The organism is Streptomyces sp. NPDC038213 (genome assembly GCF_055600495.1).
This window is the reverse complement of the sequence record NZ_JBVJYM010000003.1, coordinates 346,690-365,892: the sequence shown is the minus strand read 5'-3', so window position 1 is coordinate 365,892 and position 19,203 is coordinate 346,690. Positions and strand designations below refer to the sequence as shown.

14 protein-coding genes and 1 tRNA gene are annotated in these 19,203 nt (G+C 75.3%); 9 read left to right on the top strand and 6 right to left on the bottom strand.

Features of this window, described 5'->3' with window-relative positions; translation table 11 throughout:
• Positions 1-369 precede the first annotated feature (369 nt).
• The 3 genes from ACZ7JZ_RS06880 to ACZ7JZ_RS06870 are packed head-to-tail and all read left to right on the top strand — an operon-like array spanning position 370 to position 3,044.
• Entirely contained in the window at positions 370-852 is a 483-nt protein-coding gene (locus tag ACZ7JZ_RS06880) for a SigE family RNA polymerase sigma factor (RefSeq protein ID WP_470933994.1), read from the top strand.
• Positions 845-1,531: a hypothetical protein gene (locus ACZ7JZ_RS06875; RefSeq protein ID WP_470933992.1), complete on the top strand. Its 687-nt coding sequence runs from the start codon at positions 845-847 to the stop codon at positions 1,529-1,531. The genes ACZ7JZ_RS06880 and ACZ7JZ_RS06875 overlap by 8 nt, the downstream gene beginning before the upstream one ends.
• Positions 1,532-1,547: 16 nt before the next feature.
• A complete protein-coding gene (locus ACZ7JZ_RS06870; protein ID WP_470933990.1) occupies positions 1,548-3,044 on the top strand; it encodes a DUF2079 domain-containing protein in 1,497 nt (498 codons plus the stop codon).
• 93 nt (positions 3,045-3,137) lie between these two features.
• On the opposite strand, the gene ACZ7JZ_RS06865 is transcribed toward ACZ7JZ_RS06870, so the two are convergent.
• Positions 3,138-5,711 carry an ABC transporter permease gene (locus ACZ7JZ_RS06865; protein WP_470933988.1) on the bottom strand — a complete coding sequence of 858 codons (2,574 nt, stop codon included), beginning with the start codon at positions 5,709-5,711 and terminating at the stop codon, positions 3,138-3,140.
• On the bottom strand, positions 5,708-6,496 hold the full coding sequence (locus ACZ7JZ_RS06860) for an ABC transporter ATP-binding protein (RefSeq protein WP_470933986.1): 789 nt from the start codon (positions 6,494-6,496) through the stop codon (positions 5,708-5,710). Before ACZ7JZ_RS06860 ends, ACZ7JZ_RS06865 begins: the two co-directional genes overlap by 4 nt.
• Positions 6,497-6,779: 283 nt before the next feature.
• On the opposite strand from ACZ7JZ_RS06860, the gene ACZ7JZ_RS06855 reads away from it, so the two are divergent.
• Together ACZ7JZ_RS06855 and ACZ7JZ_RS06850 are read left to right on the top strand one after the other, a co-directional pair.
• Positions 6,780-8,399: an MFS transporter gene (locus tag ACZ7JZ_RS06855; protein ID WP_470933984.1), complete on the top strand. Its 1,620-nt coding sequence runs from the start codon at positions 6,780-6,782 to the stop codon at positions 8,397-8,399.
• A 159-nt stretch (positions 8,400-8,558) separates the two neighbouring features.
• Positions 8,559-9,734, top strand: coding sequence for a hypothetical protein (locus ACZ7JZ_RS06850; RefSeq protein ID WP_470933982.1), 1,176 nt, complete (start codon positions 8,559-8,561; stop codon positions 9,732-9,734).
• A 252-nt stretch (positions 9,735-9,986) separates the two neighbouring features.
• Here ACZ7JZ_RS06850 and ACZ7JZ_RS06845 read toward each other — a convergent pair whose 3' ends face one another.
• From ACZ7JZ_RS06845 to ACZ7JZ_RS06835, 3 genes are all read right to left on the bottom strand, one after another.
• Positions 9,987-10,865 (bottom strand): cellulose-binding protein, encoded by an 879-nt coding sequence (locus ACZ7JZ_RS06845; protein ID WP_470933980.1) that lies wholly within the window; start codon positions 10,863-10,865, stop codon positions 9,987-9,989.
• Between the two features lie 226 nt (positions 10,866-11,091).
• Positions 11,092-13,608 (bottom strand): SUKH-4 family immunity protein, encoded by a 2,517-nt coding sequence (locus ACZ7JZ_RS06840; protein ID WP_470933978.1) that lies wholly within the window; start codon positions 13,606-13,608, stop codon positions 11,092-11,094.
• A 7-nt stretch (positions 13,609-13,615) separates the two neighbouring features.
• Positions 13,616-14,593 (bottom strand): SMI1/KNR4 family protein, encoded by a 978-nt coding sequence (locus ACZ7JZ_RS06835; protein ID WP_470933976.1) that lies wholly within the window; start codon positions 14,591-14,593, stop codon positions 13,616-13,618.
• 231 nt (positions 14,594-14,824) lie between these two features.
• Here ACZ7JZ_RS06835 and ACZ7JZ_RS06830 point away from each other — a divergent pair, with 231 nt between their 5' ends.
• Together ACZ7JZ_RS06830 and ACZ7JZ_RS06825 are read left to right on the top strand one after the other, a co-directional pair.
• Positions 14,825-15,385: a YwqJ-related putative deaminase gene (locus tag ACZ7JZ_RS06830; protein ID WP_470933974.1), complete on the top strand. Its 561-nt coding sequence runs from the start codon at positions 14,825-14,827 to the stop codon at positions 15,383-15,385.
• A 7-nt stretch (positions 15,386-15,392) separates the two neighbouring features.
• The gene (locus tag ACZ7JZ_RS06825; RefSeq protein WP_470933972.1) at positions 15,393-16,043 is read left to right on the top strand and encodes an SUKH-3 domain-containing protein; all 651 of its coding nucleotides are present in this window, start codon (positions 15,393-15,395) and stop codon (positions 16,041-16,043) included.
• A 30-nt stretch (positions 16,044-16,073) separates the two neighbouring features.
• Here the strand turns inward: ACZ7JZ_RS06825 and ACZ7JZ_RS06820 are convergent, their stop codons facing one another.
• Entirely contained in the window at positions 16,074-17,378 is a 1,305-nt protein-coding gene (locus ACZ7JZ_RS06820; protein ID WP_470933970.1) for a sensor histidine kinase, read from the bottom strand.
• A gap of 185 nt (positions 17,379-17,563) precedes the next feature.
• Between ACZ7JZ_RS06820 and ACZ7JZ_RS06815 the strand changes: the two genes are divergently transcribed.
• Both ACZ7JZ_RS06815 and glmU read left to right on the top strand, forming a co-directional pair.
• Positions 17,564-17,634 (top strand) — tRNA-Gln (locus ACZ7JZ_RS06815).
• Between the two features lie 110 nt (positions 17,635-17,744).
• Positions 17,745-19,193 (top strand): bifunctional UDP-N-acetylglucosamine diphosphorylase/glucosamine-1-phosphate N-acetyltransferase GlmU, encoded by a 1,449-nt coding sequence (glmU, locus tag ACZ7JZ_RS06810; RefSeq protein WP_470933968.1) that lies wholly within the window; start codon positions 17,745-17,747, stop codon positions 19,191-19,193.
• The last annotated feature ends 10 nt before the right edge of the window (positions 19,194-19,203 follow it).

Below are 19,203 nucleotides of genomic sequence, written 5' to 3'. Positions count from 1 at the left end.
GAGGCCACGCGAAGCACCCGACACGTGGCACGGGCCGGGGCCTCCCACCCTACGGCGCCGCCGCCCAGCCCGCGCGTGGGAATGCCGTCACTCCGGAATCTCCGACGATCCCGACGATCCCGGGTTCGCCGAGGCCTTCGGGCCGAGTACCCCGGAGCAGACGTGACCCGCGACCAGTACATCCCTCTCTACGACGTGCCCGTCCTGGCCGTCTGAGGCGGGGCGCAGAGACCCCGGCCCGCACCGTGCGGGCCGGGGTCCTTCGCGTTCCCGGGCGGGGGGAGGCGAAAAAACGTGCGGATGCGTGTCAACCGGGGGGCGGGGCCCGTGCGTATACCCGGTGAGACCTGTCCACCACCGGGAGCCGTTTTGACCGTCGAGGAGTTCGAGGAGTTCTACGCTCACTCGGCCCAGCAGCTGGTGGGACAGGTGTACCTGATGACCGGCGACCTGCACGAGGCGCAGGACGTGGTCCAGGAGGCCTTCGTGCGGGCCTGGGACCGCCGGGCCAGGATCAGCCGGGACCTGGGGCCGCAGGCGTGGATCCGTACGGTGGCCTGGCGGCTGGCCGTGAGCCGGCGGCGGCGCCGTCGGGTGTCCGCGGAGGCCTGGCGGCGGCACGGGGCGCCCGGGGCCGCCCCGGCCCCGGAGCCCGGGACCGTGGCCCTGGTCGAGGCGCTGCGCGGGCTGCCGGAGCGGCAGCGGCGGGTGGCCGTCCTGCACTACGTGTGCGACCTGTCGGTGGAGCAGGTCGCCGCCGAGACGGGGATCTCCGCCGGAACCGTCAAGACCCACCTGTCCCGTGCCCGGGCCGCGCTGCGGCCCCGTCTGGAGGAGACCGCCGATGTCTGATCCGCTCGCCGAGGCGCTGAAGGGCGCCGCGCGGGAGGCCGGGAGGCTGGCCGTGCCCGCGGACGTGTCGGAGGTGGTGCGGCGCGGCAGCCGGCGGCGGCGCAGGCGGCTCGCGCTGCTCGCCGCGGGGGCCGTGTGCGTGCTCGCCGCGGGCGGGGTGCTGGGCGGCCTGGCGCTGGGGGCGCAGCCGGAGCTCGTGCGGCCTGCGGGTCCGGGGCCGGACCGGCAGGGGCAGCAGCAGCCGGAGCTGCCCTCGGAATCGGGCACGGCACCGCCGGTCGCACCGGGCTCGGGTACGCCCTCGGGCTCGGGTACGCCCTCGGGCTCGGGGGATCCTTCGGGGTCCGGGGAGCCGTCGGGGGCGGACGGCTCCTCCGGTGCCGGGGACCCGTCCGGGTCCGGGGACCCCTCGGGGGCCGGAACGCCCTCGGGGTCCGGGGCGCCCTCGGGTACGGGCCCGGGGGCGGACTCCGGGGCCGGGGCGTCCTCGCCGTCGTACGGGCCGCCGCCGACCGCGACGGCCGCCGGTGCCGCGGCCGGTCCGGCGGGCTCGCCTTCGCCTCCCGGGTCCACCTCGGCGTACGGTTCGACGGCGGGCCCGCTCCGGGGCCCGACCACGACGGCCGTCCCGCCCAGCACCGACGGTGCGTACCACCCGACCTTCCCGCCGGCCGGCTGAACCGAGGACCCCGCACATGCCCACCCCCTCCCGCCTCCCCGATTCCGCCGCGCCCGAGTCCCCCGACCACAGCGGCACCACCGCCGCGGCCGCACCCCCGCTGCCCGGGCCGCGGCCCGCCCCGGCCGGCGGACCCCGGCCGCAGGGGGCGCGGCCGGTCCGGGACTGGGTGCCGTACACCCCGTACGCCCTGGCCGGGCTGCTCTTCGCCGCGTACACGGCGCTCAGCGTGCTGCGGTACCGGCGGCTGGAGACGATGTCCTGGGACCTCGGGATCTTCGAGCAGGCGATCCGCGGGTACGCGCACCTCCAGGCGCCGGTGTCCGACCTCAAGGGCCCGGGCACGCACATACTCGGCGACCACTTCAGCCCGGTCACCGCCCTGATCGCCCCCGCGTACCGGCTCTTCCCCTCCCCCGTCACCCTCCTCGTGGTGCAGGCCGCCCTGTTCGCGCTGGCCGCGATACCCGTCACCCGGGCCTCCCAGCGGCTGCTGGGGCCCGGGCGGGGGCTCGCGATCGGGGTGGCCTTCGGGCTGTCCTGGGGGATCCAGCGGGCGGTGGAGTTCGACTTCCACGAGATCTGCTTCGCGGTGCCGCTGCTCGCCTTCTCCCTGGAGGCCCTGCTCGCCCGCCGCCACCGGGCCGCCCTGCTGTGGGCCCTGCCGCTGGTCCTCGTCAAGGAGGACCTCGGGGTGACGGTGGCCGCCCTCGCCCTCGTGGTGGCCCTGCGCGCCTGGAGAAACGATCCTCGGGCCGCCCGCTGGGCCCTCGCGGCCGCCGCCTTCGGGATCGTCGCCGCCGTCCTGACCTTCTTCGTCCTCATCCCCGCCTTCAACACCGGCGGCGACTACGACTACTGGAACAAGATCCAGGACGCCCGCGGCCCCCTCGACGGGCTCGGCACCAAGCTCCGCACCCTGCTGTGGGTACTGCTCCCCACCACCGCCCTGCTCGCCCTGCGCTCGCCCCTGCTGCTGGTGGCCCTGCCCACCCTCGGCTGGCGCATGGTCTCCGGCGACGACCACTACTGGGGCACGGACTGGCACTACAACGCCGTCCTGATGCCCGTGGTCCTGCTCGCCCTCGTCGACGCCGTCGACCGCTCCCGGCGCAGCTCCCGGCCCTGGCTGCGCTCCGCCGCCCTCCAGCTGCCCGCCGCCGCGGCCGCCGCCGCCCTGGCCCTGACCCCCTCGCTGCCGCTGGGCACCCTGACCGAGGGCCGCACGTACGAGAAGACGCAGCGCGTCACCGAGATCGAGGAGCTGTTCGCGCGGATCCCCGACGGCGCGAGCGTGGAGGCGGACATCGCGCCGATCTCGCGGCTGGCCTCCCGCTGCCGGGTCTTCTGGATCGGCGGGGCCAAGGACGAGGTGCCCGACTGGATCGTCTTCGACAACTCCACCGACTGGGTCCCCGACCCCCTCGGCTACGCCCGCCAGCTGCACCCCTCGGCCGAGTACGTCCGGGCCGGCACCGCCCACGGGTTCGTGCTCCTCAAGCGCACCGGCTGACGGCGGCCGCACCGGACGCCGCACCCCGTACGCGGAGGGGCCCGGTCCGCCGCGTACGGCGTACCGGGCCCCGCTGCTCCCCCGACCCGCGGCTCAGTCGGTCGCGATGGCGTTCAGGACGTTCATCCGGCCGGCCCTGAAGGCCGGGACCAGGGCGGCGGCCAGACCCACGAAGGCCGAGCCGACGAACACGGTCAGGATGGTCGGCCAGGGGATCTCGAGCACGTTCAGGCCCTCCAGCGCGAGGAGCTGCTGGGCCGCGGCCCCCCAGGTCATGCCCAGCCCCAGCCCCAGCAGGGCGCCGAAGAGGGCGATGACCACCGACTCCAGGCGGATCATGCGGCGCAGCTGGCGGCGGGAGAGGCCGATGGCGCGCATCAGGCCGATCTCGCGGGTCCGCTCGACCACCGACAGGGCCAGGGTGTTCACCACGCCCAGCACCGCGACGATGATCGCGAGGGCCAGGAGCCCGTACACCATGTTGAGCAGCTGGCCGACCTGGTCCTTCAGGTCCTGCTTGTAGTCGGCCTGGTCGAGCACCTTGTACTGCGGGTAGGCGGCCAGGGCCGTCTTGAGCTGCTCGTACGTGGCGTCGGCCGTGCCCTCCTCGGCCTTGGCGAGCAGCATGAACGGGCGGGGCATCCGGTCGGCGGACAGGTACCGCTCGGCCGTGGCCGTGCTGACGTACATGGCGCCCTTGTCGAGGTTGCCGCTGTCGGAGGCGATGGCGGCCACCCGCAGGGAGGCGGTCTCGCCGCCCTTGAAGGCGACCTTGAGCCGGTCGCCGACCCTGACCTTGTGCGCGTCGGCGTAGAGCGAGCCGACGGCGATGGCGTCCTTGCCGTAGGCGTCGGCGTGCTTGCCGGCGACCATCTCGCGGCGGACGTCCTCGGCGTAGGTCGGGTCGGTGGTGCTGAGGCTCTCCTGGACCTTCTTCCCGTCGGGCGAGGTGATCGTGGCGTCGACCCCGCGGTACGCCGTGACGTGGGCCAGGCCCTCGACCTTGCGCATGGCGGCCTCGGTCTGCGGCATCACCGGCTGTCCGGTCTGCGAGGTGACGATGTAGTCGGCGCCCACGGAGCGGTCCAGCTCCTCGGTCGCGGAGGCCACCATCGAGGAGCCGACCACCGACAGGCAGGCCACCAGGGCCAGGCCGATCATCAGGGCGGCGCCGGTGGCGCCGGTGCGGCGCGGGTTGCGCAGGGCGTTGCGCTCGGCGAGGCGGCCGACGGAGCCGAAGGGCCGCAGCACGACCCCGGAGAGCACCTTGACCACGGCGCCCGCCAGCAGCGGGCCGATCACGATGAACCCGACCAGGGTCAGGACCACGCCCAGGCCCAGCCACAGCGAGCCCTTGGCGGCCGCTTCGGCCGCAGTCGTCAGGTAGAGGCAGGCGGCGCCGGACCCGGTGAGGACCAGGCCCAGGACGGCCCGTACGACGCCCGCCTTGCGGTCCATCGGGGAGCCGGAGTCGCGCAGCGCGGCCATCGGGGAGACCTTGCCGGCCCGGCGGGCCGGGACGTACGCGGCGACGACGGTGACGACGATGCCGAGGAACACGCCGAGGGCCGGGGTGGTCCACAGGACGGTCAGGTCGTCGGTGGACAGGTTCATGCCCATCTGGCCCATGAGCTTCATGAGCCCGACGGCCAGGCCCACGCCCGCGCCGACGCCCAGCACCGAGCCGACGATGCCGAGGAGCAGGGCCTCGACGAGCACGGAGCGGTTGACCTGGTCGCGGCCGGCCCCGATGGCGCGCATCAGGCCGATCTCGCGGGTGCGCTGGGCGACCAGCATGGAGAAGGTGTTGAAGATCAGGAAGATGCCGACGAGGAAGGCGATCCCGGCGAAGCCGAGCATCACGTACTTCATCACGTCGAGGAAGGAGCCGATGTCCTTGCGGCCCTCGTCCGCGGACTCCTTGGCGGTCAGCAGCTTGTAGCCGGTGCCCAGTTCGGCGGCGACGGCCTTCTTCAGCTGCTCGTCGGAGACGCCCTCCTTCGCGACCACGTTGATGTGGGTGAACGCGCCGGGCTTGCCGAGCAGGGCCTGCTGGGCGGTGGGGGTGTCGAAGTAGACCACCGCCGCACCGGGGTTGGTCACCTTGAAGGAGGCGATGCCGGAGATCTTCGCGCGGACGTCGCCGGTGACGGCGATGGTGCGCAGCTCGTCACCCAGCTTGAGCCCGTGCTTGTCCGCGGTGTCCGCGTCGACCATCACCTGGGTGGGGCCGCGCGGGGCGTTCCCGGAGGTGATCTCCATCGAACGCAGCTCGTTGGCGTTCCAGTTGGCGGCGATGGTGGGGGCTCCGGTGGTGGAGCCCATGTTCTCGTTGTCCGCGTCCACGACGGTCACCGCGGTGGAGAAGACCACGCCCTCCGCAGACGCGGCGCCCTGCGCCTTCGCCGCCCTGTCCACCGCGGAGGCAGGCAGGGACTCGGGCTTGCCGCGCTGCGGGGTGTCCCCGCCGCCGCCCGCGCCCTTGGGGCTGACGGTGACGTCGGCGGCGCTGACGGCGAAGAGCTTGTCGAAGGTGGTGTTCATGGTGTCCGTGAACACCAGCGTGCCGCAGACGAAGGCCACGGACAGCAGGACCGCGACGGCGGACAGCGCCATGCGCCCCTTGTGCGCGAGGAAGTTGCGCATCGAGGTCTTGAGGACGGTCATGACGTCCGCCCGCGCGCGTCGAAGTCCTTCATGCGGTCGAGGACCTGCTCGGCGGTGGGGTTCTGCATCTCGTCCACGAGCCGGCCGTCGGCGAGGTAGAGCACCCGGTCCGCGTAGGAGGCGGCGACGGGGTCGTGGGTGACCATCACGATGGTCTGGCCGAGCTCGTCCACCGAGCGGCGCAGGAAGCCGAGGACCTCGGCGCCGGCCCGGGAGTCCAGGTTGCCGGTGGGCTCGTCCCCGAAGATGATCTCGGGGCGGGCCGCGAGGGCCCGGGCCACGGCCACGCGCTGCTGCTGGCCGCCGGAGAGCTGGGTGGGCCGGTGCTTCAGGCGCCCGGCCAGGCCCACGGTCTCCACGACCCGGTTCAGCCACTCCGCGTCGGGCTTGCGGCCCGCGATGTCCATCGGGAGCGTGATGTTCTCCAGGGCGTTGAGCGTCGGCAGCAGGTTGAACGCCTGGAATATGAAGCCGATCCGGTCCCGGCGCAGCTGCGTGAGCTTCTTGTCCTTCAGGCCGGTGATCTCGGTGTCGTCCAGGAAGATCTGCCCGCCCGAGACCGTGTCCAGCCCGGCCAGGCAGTGCATCAGCGTGGACTTGCCGGAGCCCGAGGGCCCCATGATCGCGGTGAACTGGCCGCGGAGGATGTCCACGTCCACGTGGTCGAGCGCGACGACCCGGGTCTCCCCCGACCCGTACGCCTTCAGCACCTGGCGCGCCCGCGCGGCGACGGCCGTACGCCCGCCCGTACCCCCGTGCCGGGGAATGGTCACAGCCGTAGTCACGGTTCTTCTCCTCGTTCGATCGTCTGGCGTCTTCGGGAAGTCTGTCCGGGCGGTTCCCCCTGCGCCCTGGTGCCCCTGGGCGTATCGCTCCGGGGGTTAGCCCCACCCCCGCCCTGTAGGAACCAGTTAAGGACACCGTCCGGCCGCTCACGTCCTCCGCCGGGACGAAAGGCCCCTGGGCCGAAGTACGGAAGTCCCCCTAGGGGATGTCCGCCCCTCGGACGAGGCGCTCTCGGGGATTCCCCCGGGCGCCGCCCGGTGAGAAGGTGTCCCGGGCAACTACATGCACAGTGAAAGGACTTCGGTGGGCGCAGGGGAGAGCGGTCCGCACGGCAGCACCGACGGCAGCGCGCACGGCCGCACGCACGGCAGCGCCACCCGGACCGGCCGCGGGGCCGCGCCCGGTGCGGCCCCGCCCGCCGGGCCCGGCCGGCCCGTGGTCGCCGCGATGATGCTCGCCATGGCCCTGGTGGCCCTCGAAGGCACCGTGGTCTCCACCGCCGTACCCCAGATCGTCGGCGACCTCGGCGGGTTCTCCGTCTTCTCCTGGCTCTTCTCCGGCTACCTCCTCGCCGTCACCGTCTCCCTGCCCGTGTACGGCAAGCTGTCCGACGCCCTCGGCCGCAAGCCCGTCCTGCTCTTCGGCGCGGCCCTCTTCCTCCTCGGCTCGGCCCTGTGCGCCGCCGCATGGGACATGGCCGCCCTGATCGCCTTCCGGATCCTCCAGGGACTGGGCGGCGGCGCCCTCCAGGGCACCGTGCAGACCCTGGCCGCCGACCTCTACCCCCTCAGCGAGCGGCCGCGGATCCAGGCCCGGATGTCCAGCGTCTGGGCCGTGTCCGCGGTGGCCGGCCCCGCCCTCGGCGGACTCCTCGCCACGTACGCCGACTGGCGCTGGATCTTCCTCGTCAACCTGCCCGTCGGCGCCCTGACCCTCTGGCTGACCGCCCGCCACCTGCGCGAGCCGCAGCGCGAACGGGCCGCCCGCCGCCCCCTCGACTGGCCCGGCGCCCTCGGCGTGTTCCTCTGCGGCGGGCTGCTGCTCCTCGCCCTGGTGCAGGGCGGGACGGCCTGGCCCTGGCTCTCCGCGCCCTCCCTGGGCCTGTTCGCCGCGACCGCCGTGCTCGCCGCCGCCGTCGTCGCGGTGGAGCGCCGCGCCGCGGACCCGATCCTGCCCGGCTGGGTCTGGCGCCGGCGCACCATCGCCACCGTCAACCTGGCCATGGCGGCGCTCGGCGTGCTGATGATCGCACCCGTGGTCTTCGTGCCCACGTACGCCCAGTCGGTGCTCGGACTCGACGCGGTGGCCGCCGGGCTGGTCATGAGCACCATGACGCTGAGCTGGCCGCTGTCGGCGGCCCTCAGCCAGCACGTCTACCGGCGCATCGGCTTCCGCAACACCGCCGTCCTCGGCATCACCCTCGCCCTGCTGTGCCTGGCCGCCTTCCCGCTGCTCCCCCACCCCGCGCAGCCCTGGCAGCCCGCCCTGCTCATGTTCGCCCTCGGCGCCGCCCTGGGACTCTTCCAACTCCCCCTGATCGTCGGGGTGCAGTCCACCGTCGGCTGGTCGGAGCGCGGCACCACCACCGCGTCCGTGCTCTTCTGCCGCCAGGTCGGCCAGAGCGTCGGCGCGGCCCTCTTCGGGGCCGTCGCCAACGCCACCCTCGCGGCGCGGCTCGCCGGGGCCCCCGTACCCGGAATGCCGGACCACCTCGACGGGGTCGCGCGGGCGCTGGAGCGGCCGGGGGCCCTGGGCGCGGAGGGTACGGAGTACCTGCGGTCGGCGGTGACCGCGGCCGTGGACCACGTCTTCCTCGGCGCCGCCGCCGCGGCCCTCGCCGCCCTCCTCGTCCTCCTCTGCGCGGCCCCGCGCCGCTTCCCCGTCCTCCCCGAGAACTCCTGACGCCCCGAAGGGAGTTGCGGCGGAGCGGGGGCTTGCCGCGGGGCGGGGGCGCGGGGTACCACTGCGGAGACCCGCGCGGCCGGACGGGGGCCACGGCGGACCACCGTGCCACGGCGGACCGCGTGCGGGTGACCGCACCACCTTCACGGGGGAACACGTATGACTGCTGCCCACTGGGCTGCGCTGGGCTCGCTGCTCCTGCTCGCCGCCGCCGGGTACCGCACCCTGCGCACCCGCCCCGAACCGGTCACCGGGCGGGACGGCCGCCTGTCCACCTCCAAGGCCCTCGCCCTGGGCTGGACGGCCGTCCTGCTGTGGATCCTGCTCTTCCTGCTCGGCTACGGGCTCACGGCAGGCGGCGGCACCCGCTGGTTCGAGGGCCCGGACGGCCCGCTCGACCGGCTGACCTCGGTCTACCTGCCGCTGCTCGGCGGCCCGTACGTGGCCCTCATCGGAGCCAAGGGCCTGGTCGGCGCCCGCCTGCGCAACGGCACCCTCGTCAAACCCCCGAAACCGGAAACCCCGTCGACCCTGCTGGCCCCGTCGGCCCTGCTGGCCCCGTCGGCCTTGCCGACCCCAGCGACCTCGCCAGCCCTGCCGACCCCGGTGACTCCGGCGACCCTGTCGGCCCCGTCAGCCTTGCCGACCCCAGCGACCTCGCCAGCCCTGCCGACCCCAGCGGCCCCGGTAGCCCTGCCGACCCCAGAGACCCTGTCGGCCCTGCCGACCCCAGCGGCCCCGGTAGCCCTGCCGACCCCGCCCGGCCGGGTCCCGCCCCGCCGCCGGCTCCCCCTCTCCGAGCTGGTCTCCAACGACAGCGGCCGCACCGATCTGGCCGACCTCCAGTACGTGGCCTTCAACCTGGTGACGATGGCGTACGTCGTCCTCTTCTTCGTCCGCGAGCCGGCGGCCGGGCTGCCGCACCTGCCGGACGAGATCTGGGCCCTGACCGGGGCCCCCGCGGTCGCGTACCTCGCCGGCAAGGCGGCCGGGCCGCCGAATCCGGTGATCACGCGGGTGCGGTGGGAGGGGGACGTGGTGACCGTCGAGGGCGGCGGGTTCACGGACGGGCTCGGCCAGGCGACCGTCACGGTCGACGGCACCCCCCAACCGGCCTCCCTGACCCCGGCCACCGGCGCCCCCTACGCGGCCGACACCTCCCCCACCGCGGCCGCTGGCTCCGCCGAGGCCTCTGCCGGTGCGGCGATCGGCGCACCCGCCCCCGGAACCCTCGTCTTCCCCCGCCCCCGCACCTCCCCACCCACCTTCACGGTGACGGTCACCACCCCCCACGGCCTCCGCAGCGACCCGTACACCTACCCGGGCTCTCCCTGACCCCCACGCCTCAATCGCCGGCGAGGCTAAAAGCCCCCGGGGCTCCGCCCCGGACCCCGTTCCGCGCGCTCCGCGCCCGGTGCGCTCAATCGCCGCGCGGGCTTGATATTGCCGCTGCGCGGCAAATCCAGCCCCGCCAGGGGGTCCCCCCGGACGAAGTCTGGGGGAGTTTGAGGCGCGGGGGTGTGGGGGCGGAGCCCCCGCTTCGGGAAGGGGCGGGGTGGGGAACAGGCCCCGGGCAAGCGGGGGGCGTCAGCCCTCGGCCGGGGTCGGGCGGGACGTCAGGGCGGCAAGGCTGGCCCGGACATGGTCCATATGCGCCCGCACCTCGTCCGCCCGCTCCGCATGTCCCCGCACCACCCCCTCCGTCTCCCGCACGACCCTCTCCTCCCGCACCCGCGCCGCAGCGACCAGCTCCGCGGCCCGCGCCTCCGCGTCCTCCTGCCCGTGCCGCGCCTCCTCCTCCGCACGGGCCCCGGCCCGCCGCGCCTCCGCGAGCCGGTTCTGCGCGTACTCCTCCAGTTCCGCGCAGCGCGCGTCCAGCTCCGCGGCCCGCGCCGCGTACCCCCGCTCGGCCGCCTCCCAGCGCTCCGTGTGCTCCCGCTCCTGCTCGGCCAGCAGGTCGGCCGCCCGCTGCCGGGTCTCCCGCAGCGCCGCCTGCGCCCCGGCGCGCCACTCCTCCGCGTCCCGCCGGGCCGCGGCCCGCAGTTCGTCGGCCTCGTCCGCGGCCCGCTGCAGGCCCTGCCGGGCCCGTACCTCCGTCTGCTCGCGGACCGCGTCCGCATCCGCGCGCGCGAGGTCCGCGAGCCGCTCCGCGCGGGCCTCGCCCGCCGCCCGCAGGTCGGCGGCGTCCGCGCGGGCGGTGATGCCGAGCTCCTCGGACTCCTCCTGGGCGAGGGCGAGGATCCGCCGGGCCCGCTCGGTGAGCAGTTCGTACGACGGCGGGGCCAGCCGGGACACGGCCTCGCGCAGCCGGGCCGCCTCGGCCTCCATCTCCTTGGCGAGGACGGTCAGCCGTGCGGCCCGCTCCCAGGCCTCGTCCCGGCTCGCGGAGAGCCGGGCGATCCGCTGGTCGACCTGCTCCATCCGGTACCCGCGGCCGCGAACGGTCGCGAAACCACGAGGTGACACGGCTGCACACATCCTGGGAGCCCCTCTCTCGGACTGCGGCGCACGGGCGCGGCGGCGCACGGCGCGGCGACGCGCCGCACCGCAGCCGGCCGGGACCGGGGCAGGGTGTGACACGACGGACAACACGGATCCGTTCTAGGATGCGCCATTTGCCGCCGGAAGCCGGAATCCGGACACGCGAAACGGCCGGCACCGCTCGACCAGCCAGGCCCACAGACCTACCGGCCTACAGCAGGCCGTCCCACATCTGCTCCAGCAGCACGGACCACCAGTTCTCCGGCGAGGCAGCGGCCGCCGGGTCCAGCCCGGCCAGGTTGGTCTGGAAGTCGACCGTCCAGCGCCCGGCCTGCTCCGGGGTCAGGTGCATCCGCAGCCGCCACATGTGCCCGAGCATCGCGAGGCAGCGCGCGAACTGCGGGAGGCTGGAGTTCACGAACTGCGGGGCCTGCGGCCCGCCGTCGGGACCGGCCTCCACCGGCACGGCGACGATGTGCGCCGTGCCGTACTGCACGCACAGCGCCTTGCCGAAGTCCGAGCCGACGACGAGGTACGAGGCCGCGTCCGGGGCCGCCTGCACCCCGCGCTGGGCGGCCAGCTCGGCCAGGGTCGGGACGGGCTGCCCCGGGGTCGCCTGCGCCCAGAAGAACGGACCGAAGTCCAGCGGCAGACCCGCCACGACCAGCGTGTGCGCGACGACCTCGGGCACGCCCTGCCGGGACACGGCCCGGTGGTCGTACCGGAACACGCCCTGCGGCCCGAAGGCCCCCACCAGCTCCTGCCCGATGGCCTCCATCGGGATCGCCGGCTGGAGCGGCACCTGCGGCAGCGGGGCCCGCACGGGCGCCGGCCGGGCCGGACCGTCCGCGACCTGGTGCAGCTCGCCCTGGTGGGTGAGCAGGTGGCGCATGCCCTGCTGGCGGCCGGCGTGGTCGGTGCCGTACGGGGCGACGCTCGTGATCCGGACCTGCGGCCAGGTCTCCCGGATCATCCGGGCGCAGTAGCCGCCGGGCAGCTCACAGGACTCCAGCTCGGTGTGGAGCTCCAGCACCTGCTGCGGCGGCACGTTCATGGCGCGCAGCTCGTACAGGATCTGCCACTCCGGGTGCGGGGTGCCGGGCGCCGAGCGGCGGATGAGCTGCTGCTCGGAGCCGTCGGGGCCGCGGTAGCGCAGGACGGCCTGGTAGCCGGGGCCGACCACGGGCACGCCGGGCGCGGGCTGCGGCCCGCCCTGCGGCGGCTGGTGCACGGGCGCGCCGGGCGGACCGGGCGGCGCCGGGACCCCGGCCGGAGCCGGGCCCGCCAGCATCGTGGCGGCGTGGTGGACGTCGCCGCCGGGCGCGCCGGGGGCCCCGGGCGGACCGGGGGGCACCGGCGGACCGGGGGGCGGGGGCACGGAGGGCCCGGCGAGCATGGTCGCCGCGTGCGGCGCGTCCCCGCGGGGGGCGCCGGGCGCACCGGGCGGCCCCGGGGGCGCGGGCGGGCCGGGCGGCGGCGGTACGGGGCCGGGGCCGCCGGTGACCGGCGGACCGGCCAGCATCGTGGCCGCGTGGTGCACCTCGTCCCGGCCGGGGGCTCCCGGCGGGCCGGGCGGCGCGGGCGGCGGCACCGGGCCCGCACCCGCGGCGCCGGGCACCCCGGGCGGACCGGGGGGCACGGGCGGCGGCGGTACGGAACCCGCACCGGGGCCCCCGGCCGGCGCCGGACCCGCGAGCATGGTCGGCGCGTAGTGCGCGTCACCGCCGCCGGGCGCGCGCGGCGCGTCGCCGGACGCCCCGTCGGCCGGGGCGGGGGGATCGGCAGGGGCCGGGCCGGCGACGGCCGGGTTCACGACGGTCCGGGGCAGGCTGCTGCCGCCCGCCATCAGCGTGGTCCTGGCCTCGGGGGCCACTCCGGAACCGCGGTCCTCCTCGGCATCCACGCCCGAGAGCGGGGGCGCGAAGACGGTCGCGGGCAGGGGTACGGAGCCGTCCTCCGACCCGGGCCGCGGGTTGGTGTCCGTACCGGCCCAGGGGGTCGCGTCCGCGGGCACCCCGGCGGACCCCGCCGGCTCGTACCCCGCTCCGGCAGCCGGCGCAGGGGGTACGGGGGGTACGGGAGGCGCGGCCGGAACCGGCGGCGCGCCCGGCACGGCCTCCGCCACGGGACCCGCAGCAGCCCCGGAACCCGACCCGGCCCCGAACCCGGAGCCAGAGCCAGACCCAGACCCGAACCCGGCCCCGGCCCCGGCCCCCGAGCCAGACTCGGAGCGAGACCTAGACCCGGCCCCCGACCCGGCCCCGGAAAGTCCCTCAGAGAGCGGCTCCGGTGCGGAAGGGGTCCCGGCCGCCAACCCGGCCGCGGACGCGTCCGCCCCCGCGGTCCCGCCCGGGATCCCGGCCCGGTCCGCGGCCTCCTGGAGCCACTCCGGCGGGCTCAGCATGAACGAGGTCTGCTCGGAGTCGATCCGCTGCGGCGGCACCGAGGCGTCCCCGCCCGCGGCGGGCTCGCCCCCGTACGCCTCCTCGAAGCGGCGGATGACCTCGCCGACGGGCAGCCCCGGCCACAGCGTGGCCTCACCGCTGTCCCGCGCGATGACCAGCCGCTGCCGGCCGCCGCCGGACACCGGCACGCCCGCCCGGTCCTCCGCCCACACCACGAAGCCGAGCCCGAACTCCCGCACCCGCACCTCGCGGTGCTGGTACGCGGGCACGTCCCCGTTGATCCACTCCTCGGCGCGCTCCTGCGCCTGCGCGAACGTCACCATCGGGTACTTACCCCTCCACCGGGACGACGCGCGCGAAGCCGCCGTCCACCATCAGCCCGGCCACCGTCTCCAGCTCCGGCGGACTGCCCGCCAGCCGCTCCAGGAAGCCGTCGAAATCGGCGCCGCAGGGCAGCAGCAGCCGCTCCACGCGCTCCTGCACCGACCAGCCGTCCTGGTCGCGCGCATCGTCGTACGGGCAGAACCACACCGAACCGGCGCCCTCGCCGCGCACCTTGACCGCGAGCAGGCCGCCCTGCACGAAGGCCGCGCAGAGGTAGTCCTTCGTCAGGTGGTCCCGCAGGCACTTGTTGACGTACACGAGGTCGTTGACCGCCGCCTCGTCGCGGACCGTCAGGAAGGGCTGGTCGACCAGCATCCCGAGCTCGGCGTCCAGCGCCACGCCCGCGGGCGCGCAGCCGCCCGCCACCTTCAGGAAGGAGCGGTACGACTCCGGCAGCCGGTAGCCGAGGTCCTCCTCGACGGCCTGGAGCTGCACCTCCGGGACCGCGACCACGGACTTCGACAGCCCGAGGTGCGCCGGGCGGCGCTCCTGGAGCGGCCGCGTGCCGCGCTTGGCGTGGTCCACGGCCGTGGTGGTCAGGCCCGCGTGGTGCCGCAGCAGTGCCTTGACCTCGACGGGGACCAGCTCCAGGCGCCGGGTGCCGGCGGCGTGGTGCCAGGTCCAGCCGTGCGGGGTCGCCACGGCGGGGACGGTGCCCCACAGCTCGTGGCCCGCGGCGTGCATCGCGGCGTTCGCGGACACGTAGTCCGTGAGGCGCAGCTCGTCGACGCCGAAGCCCTCCGGGGGATCGGCGATCTCGACGGCAGCGCGCGCGTACGGGGAGAAGTCGGGATGGCCGTTCCCGTCGATGCGCACGCCCCGGGGATAGCGGGCGGCACGGACCGGGTCGGGAAACTGCACGACCTGACCGGAGTACGCGGCGTTGGGTGGCGCGGCGTGCTGCCCGAGCCGACCTGTCGTCATGGCGGTAGCCCCCTGCTGGATCTGGCTGGTTCCGCACAGCCTATGCGGTAGGGCAACCCGGCCACCCTCCCCGTGCACCGCCCCCTCGCCCGCGGCCGGGAAGATCCGAATTGATACGAATATTCGACCCCGCTTCCGCACTGCTGCCGGTATTTGGCAGGCTGTGCCGACAGCACGGGGGCGTGCGCGACGGCGGAACCACCGCGGGGCCACGGGAGGGACAGCACCACCATGCAGAACACGGCAACACGCAACGACCGGGCACCGGAAGCCGCCGGAGACCCGCGGCGGCCCTGGAACGGCACCGAATCCGGCCGGGCGCCCGTCCTGCGCTTCCGCCGCGACGGCATCCTCCCCACCGTCGCCGCCGCCCTCTCCGTCCGCGGCGAGACCCTCACCGGCACGGCGGGCAAGGGCGACCGGCCGCCCGCCCTGCACCCCCTCGTCCAGGACTTCCTGGACACCCTCCCCACCGGGCGCCGCGAGCGCTTCACCGGCAGGTGTCCGGAGGCGATCCTGCTCTCCCGCCACCTCGCCGCCGCCGAGGCCGCCCGCAGCAGGCGCGCCTCCCGCAAGCCCCTCACCCACGGCGAGGCCCGCCGCTCCCTGCGCCAGGCCCGGATCACCGCCCGCCGCATCCGCGAGGACGGCGACCCGATGCACGGCACCTACGCCCCGCCCTGCCGGTCCTGCGAGGCGCTGCTCGCCCACTTCGGGGTCCGCCCCGTCGACCCGGCCCCGCCGGCCGGCGGCTCCGGCCAGACCACCCGCACCGACCGCCTGAAGGGTTGACCCGCCGATGCCCGCCGCACCCCGACCGGCCCGCCAGGCCCGCACCTCCCGCACCGCGCCCGCCGCCCGCACCGCGCAGCCCGCCGACCCCGGCGCTGCCGGCAGTGCCGGCCCTGCCGGTGCCGCCCCCGGCTACGCCGCCTCCTACGACCGCTCCTCCGCGACCCGCTTCCCGGTGTCCGTGGACACGGCGCTGCGCGCGGCGGGCTGGGAGCCGGGCCGCTGGGACATCAAGCAGGCCGAGTACTGGGCCGACGCCCTGCGCGACCACACCACCCCCGCCGGACACCGGCACACCGTCTTCCCGGCCGCAGTCGAGGCCTGGGCCGAGTTCGGCGGACTCGCCGTGGCCGCCGCCGGACCGGGCCGCCAGATCGCCCCCTCGGCCGTCCGGCTCGACCCCCTCACCGGGCTCCACCTGGCCCGCACCTTCGCCGACCTCGGCCGCGCCCTCGACGCCCCCGTCTGCCCGCTCGGCGTCGAGACCGGCGCCGGGTCCGGACCGGGCGCGGAGGACCGCGCCCACCTCGCCATCGACGCGGCCGGCCGCGTCTACTCCGTCGACCACACCGGAGACTGGTACCTCGGCGCGGGCATCGACGAGGCCCTCACCGCCCTGCTGACGGGCCTCCAGCCGATCCGCCTCACCACCGGCTGACCCCGCCGCCCCGCCCCCCTGCCTGCCCGCCTACTCCCCTTCCCCTTCTCCGTCCCCGCTGCCGCCCCCCGGCAGCACGGCCGACACCCGGAACCCGCCCGCGTCCGTCGGCCCCGACACGAACACCCCGCCCAGCCCGAGCACCCGCTCCCGCATCCCCACCAGCCCGTTCCCGCCGGACGGCAGCCCGGCATCCGCCACCGCGCCGTCCGAGGGCCCGTTCTCCACCTGCATCGCCACCTCGGCGTCCCGGTGCGCCAGCCGTACGGTCACCCGCGCCCCCGGCGCATGCTTGTGGCAGTTGGTCAACGCCTCCTGGACCACCCGGTACGCCGTCTGCTCCACCTCCGGCGGATAGCCGCGCACCTCCCCCTGGACCAGCAGCTCCACGGCCATCCCGGCCGCCCGCGACTGCCCCACCAGCACGTCGATCTCGGCCAGCGCCGGCCCCTCGTCCGCACCCGGGGGCGAGGACACGGCCGCAAGGGCCACGACCGCCGGACGGACCGCCGCCTGCGGCCGCGGCGCCTCGCTGGCCCGCAGCACGCCGAGCATCTCCCGCAGCTCGGTCAGCGCCTGCCGCCCCATGTCCCCGACCAGCGCCGCATTGCGCACCGCCTTCGCCGGATCCTTGACCGCCACCGCCTCCAGCGCCGCCGCGTGCACCACCATGAGGCTCACCCGGTGCGCCACCACGTCGTGCATCTCCCGGGCGATCCGGGTCCGCTCCTCCTGCCGCGCCCACTCCGCGCGCTCCTCGGCCCGGTCCGCGAGCAGCGACAGCTCCCGCTCCAGCGAGTCCGCCCGCTCGTGGAGGCTCTCCATGAGCCGCCGCCGGGCACCGACGTACAGCCCGAGCAGCACCGGCGGCGCGGTCAGCGCCACCGCCATGAACCCGCTCAGCATCAGCGTGTACGCCCAGCCCGCCTCGACGCCCCCCGGCGTGCGCGCGTACGTGACGACGAAGGTGCCCGCCAGCGACATCGAGGCCAGCACGGCCGTGATCCGCCGGGGCACCTCGGAAGCGGCCAGGGTGTACAGCCCCACGATCGACAGCAGGAACCCCATGGCCGCGGGCGTCACGGCGATCCCCAGCAGCACCACGGCCACCGGCCAGCGCCGCCGCAGCACCAGCACCGACCCGACCACCAGGCCGAACGGCACCCCCAGCGCCTCCGGCAGCCCCGCCTCCCCCGCGAAGAGCGCCCCTTCCACCGCGCACTCGACGGCCGACACCGCGCCGAGCGAAACATCGAGCACGGCGCTGCGCCGCCGCTCCCACCACCAGGGCCCGTCCCGCCCGGCCCCACCGTGCTGATCCCCCGTACCGGTCATACCGCCCAGCCTACGGGCGCACCCTCTGACGTACGCGAACGGAAATACCGGTGGATCGGCGGAGGCGCGCCGGACCGGGGCCGCAGACCGTCGCACCGGAGGGGCAGGGTGCGGCATAGTAGGTGCCGTCGGCGCGATCACCTGCGATCAACGGCGCCGAATGTCGGTTTTGGGTTGATTTGCCATCCCCTGTGGTGTAATGGCAGCACTGAGGTTTTTGGTACCTTAAGTCCGGGTTCGAATCCTGGCGGGGGAGCACACACATCCGGGTCCTGGCCTTCGCGGTCGGGACCCGCGCTCGTTACGGGTGCGTAGCCCCCCGGTATCCTTCGGAAGTCCACCCCCGAAAAGCCGAAGGGCACACCCGTGAGCGCCAACCGCCCGGCAGCCGTCGTCGTACTCGCAGCGGGTGAGGGCACCCGCATGAAGTCGGCCACCCCCAAGGTTCTCCACGACATCTGCGGGCGGTCGCTCGTCGGACACGTCGTCGCCGCCTCCCGCGAGCTGGAGCCCGAGCACCTCGTCGTGGTCGTCGGCCACGCGCGGGAGCAGGTGCAGGCCCACCTCGCCGAGATCGACGCCGGGGTCCGCACGGCCGTCCAGTACGAGCAGAACGGCACCGGCCACGCCGTGCGCATGGCGCTGGAGGAGCTGGGCGGGGTCGTCGACGGCACGGTCGTGGTCGTCTGCGGCGACACCCCGCTGCTGACCGGCGAGACCCTGGAGCAGCTGGTCGCCACCCACGGCGCGGACGGCAACGCCGTCACGGTCCTGACCGCCGAGGTCCCCGACTCCACCGGGTACGGGCGGATCGTCCGCGACCCGGCCACCGGGGCCGTCACCGCGATCGTGGAGCACAAGGACGCCTCCGAGGCCCAGCGCGCGATCCGCGAGATCAACTCCGGCGTGTTCGCCTTCGACGGGAAGCTGCTGGCGCAGGCCCTGGGCCAGGTCCGCACGGACAACAGCCAGGGCGAGGAGTACCTGACCGACGTGCTCGGCATCCTGCGCGGGGCCGGGCACCGCGTCGGCGCCGCCGTGGGCGGGGACCACCGGGAGATCCTGGGCATCAACAACCGCGTGCAGCTCGCGGAGGCCCGCGCCCTGCTGAACGCGCGCCTGCTGGAGCGGGCGATGCTCGCGGGCGTGACCGTGGTCGACCCGGGCAGCACCTTCGTGGACGTGACGGTGACCTTCGGGCAGGACGCCCTGGTCCACCCGGGCACGCAGCTGCACGGGGCCACCCACATCGCCGAGGGCGCCGAGGTCGGCCCGAACACCCGGCTGAGGAACACCCGCGTGGGCGCGGGGGCGCGGGTGGACAACACGGTGGCGGACTCCGCGGTGATCGACGCGGGCGCCAGCGTGGGCCCGTTCACGTACCTGCGGCCGGGGACGCACCTGGGGCCGAAGTCGAAGGCCGGCGCCTTCGTGGAGATGAAGAACGCGCAGGTCGGCGAGGGCTCCAAGGTCCCCCACCTGTCGTACGTCGGCGATGCGACGATCGGCGAGTACTCCAACATCGGCGCCGCGAGCGTGTTCGTGAACTACGACGGCGAGAGCAAGCACCACACCACGGTCGGCTCGCACTGCCGCACGGGGTCGGACAACATGTTTGTGGCTCCGGTCACCGTCGGGGACGGCGCGTACACCGCGGCCGGCTCCGTGATCACCAAGGATGTGCCGCCCGGCGCCCTGGCCGTGGCCCGCGGCCAGCAGCGGAATATCGAGGGCTGGGTGGCCCGCAAGCGTCCGGGAAGCGCCGCCGCACAGGCGGCTCAGTCGGCGGGTTCGCCTGCCGCCGGCGAAGTCTGACCGGAAACAG

Coding starts and splice junctions, on each gene's coding strand:
- ACZ7JZ_RS06875 (WP_470933992.1), top strand. CDS start 845: ATGTCTGATCCGCTCGCCGAGGCGCTGAAGGGCGCCGCGCGGGAGGCC.
- ACZ7JZ_RS06870 (WP_470933990.1), top strand. CDS start 1,548: ATGCCCACCCCCTCCCGCCTCCCCGATTCCGCCGCGCCCGAGTCCCCC.
- ACZ7JZ_RS06865 (WP_470933988.1), bottom strand. CDS start 5,711: ATGACCGTCCTCAAGACCTCGATGCGCAACTTCCTCGCGCACAAGGGG.
- ACZ7JZ_RS06855 (WP_470933984.1), top strand. CDS start 6,780: ATGCACAGTGAAAGGACTTCGGTGGGCGCAGGGGAGAGCGGTCCGCAC.
- ACZ7JZ_RS06850 (WP_470933982.1), top strand. CDS start 8,559: ATGACTGCTGCCCACTGGGCTGCGCTGGGCTCGCTGCTCCTGCTCGCC.
- ACZ7JZ_RS06840 (WP_470933978.1), bottom strand. CDS start 13,608: ATGGTGACGTTCGCGCAGGCGCAGGAGCGCGCCGAGGAGTGGATCAAC.
- ACZ7JZ_RS06835 (WP_470933976.1), bottom strand. CDS start 14,593: ATGACGACAGGTCGGCTCGGGCAGCACGCCGCGCCACCCAACGCCGCG.
- ACZ7JZ_RS06830 (WP_470933974.1), top strand. CDS start 14,825: ATGCAGAACACGGCAACACGCAACGACCGGGCACCGGAAGCCGCCGGA.
- ACZ7JZ_RS06825 (WP_470933972.1), top strand. CDS start 15,393: ATGCCCGCCGCACCCCGACCGGCCCGCCAGGCCCGCACCTCCCGCACC.
- ACZ7JZ_RS06820 (WP_470933970.1), bottom strand. CDS start 17,378: ATGACCGGTACGGGGGATCAGCACGGTGGGGCCGGGCGGGACGGGCCC.